This is a genomic window from Marinitenerispora sediminis (assembly GCF_003336425.1).
GTDB lineage: Bacteria > Actinomycetota > Actinomycetes > Streptosporangiales > Streptosporangiaceae > Marinitenerispora > Marinitenerispora sediminis.
On record NZ_QEIO01000312.1, the window covers coordinates 1 to 1,244 of the forward strand.

Annotated in this window: 1 protein-coding gene; it reads right to left on the bottom strand. The window is 76.4% G+C overall.

All coding sequences use genetic code 11. From position 1 onward, the window contains the following. Positions 1-4: 4 nt before the first annotated feature. The gene (gene fahA / locus DEF28_RS26530) at positions 5-1,228 is read right to left on the bottom strand and encodes a fumarylacetoacetase (RefSeq protein WP_114446268.1); all 1,224 of its coding nucleotides are present in this window, start codon (positions 1,226-1,228) and stop codon (positions 5-7) included. Positions 1,229-1,244 lie beyond the last annotated feature (16 nt).

Sequence of the window (1,244 nt, forward strand, 5' to 3'; positions counted from 1 at the left end):
CTCCTCAGCCGGCCGCGGGCAGCACCCGCCCCGTCACCTCACCGAACCCGATGACCGCCCCGTCCGGACCCGGCGCCGTCGCGCTGATCGACACCACGTCACCGTCGCACAGGAACGCCCGCTCCCCGCCGCCGGCCAGCCGCACCGGTTCCGCCCCGTTCCACGCCAGCTCCAGCAGCGACCCCCACTCGCCGCGCTCCCGACCGCTGACCGTCCCCGACGCGAACACATCCCCCGTCCGCAGCGCCGCGCCGTTCACCGTCAGATGCGCGAGCTGCTGCGCCGGCGTCCAGTACATCGCCGCGAACGGCGGCCGCGACAGCACCCGGCCGTTGAGCCGCACCTCCAACCGCAGGTCCAGGCCCCACGGATCGCCCGGCACGTCGCGCAGGTACGGCAGCGGCTCCGGATCCCGCGGCGGCGGCGCCACCCGCGCCGCCGACAGCGCCGCAAGCGGCACCACCCACGGCGACACCGACGTCGCGAACGACTTGCCCAGGAACGGCCCCAGCGGCACGTACTCCCATGCCTGGACGTCCCGCGCCGACCAGTCATTGACCAGGAACGCCCCGAACACGTGATCCGCGAAGTCCGCCACCCGCACCGGGCGGCCCCGCGGGCTGGGCGCCCCCACCACGAAACCCACCTCGGCCTCGAAGTCCAGCCGCGCCGACGGCCCGAACACCGGCTCCGCGGACCCCGGCTCCCGCCGCTGCCCCGCCGGACGCACCACGTCGGTCCCCGACACCACCACCGTGCCCGCCCGCCCGTGGTACCCGATCGGCACATGCCGCCAGTTCGGCGGCAGCGGCGGCGCGCCCGGCCGAAACATCCGGCCCGCGTTCACCGCGTGCTGCTCGCACGAGTAGAAGTCCACGTAGTCCGCGACCTCGAACGGCAGGTGCAGCCGCACCGCCGCCCGGTCCACCAGGTGCGGCCGCACCGCCTCCGCCCGCACGGCACCGCTCAGCCAGCCGCGCACCGCCGCGCGCACCGACCGCCACACCGCCGGCCCGGCCGCCAGCAGCGGGTTCAGCGACCCCGCCCCCAGCAGGTCGGCGAAGTCCGCCCGCACCGCCCGCGCCACCGCGCCGGCGTCCAGCACCTGCTCGCCCACCGCGATCCCGACCCGCCGTACCGGCTCCGCTCCGATGCTGAACACCCCGTAGGGCAGGTTCGCCAGCCCGAACACCGAGTCCGCCGGCACGTCCAGCCACTCCGCCGCCATCCAGCCCCTCCCGGCC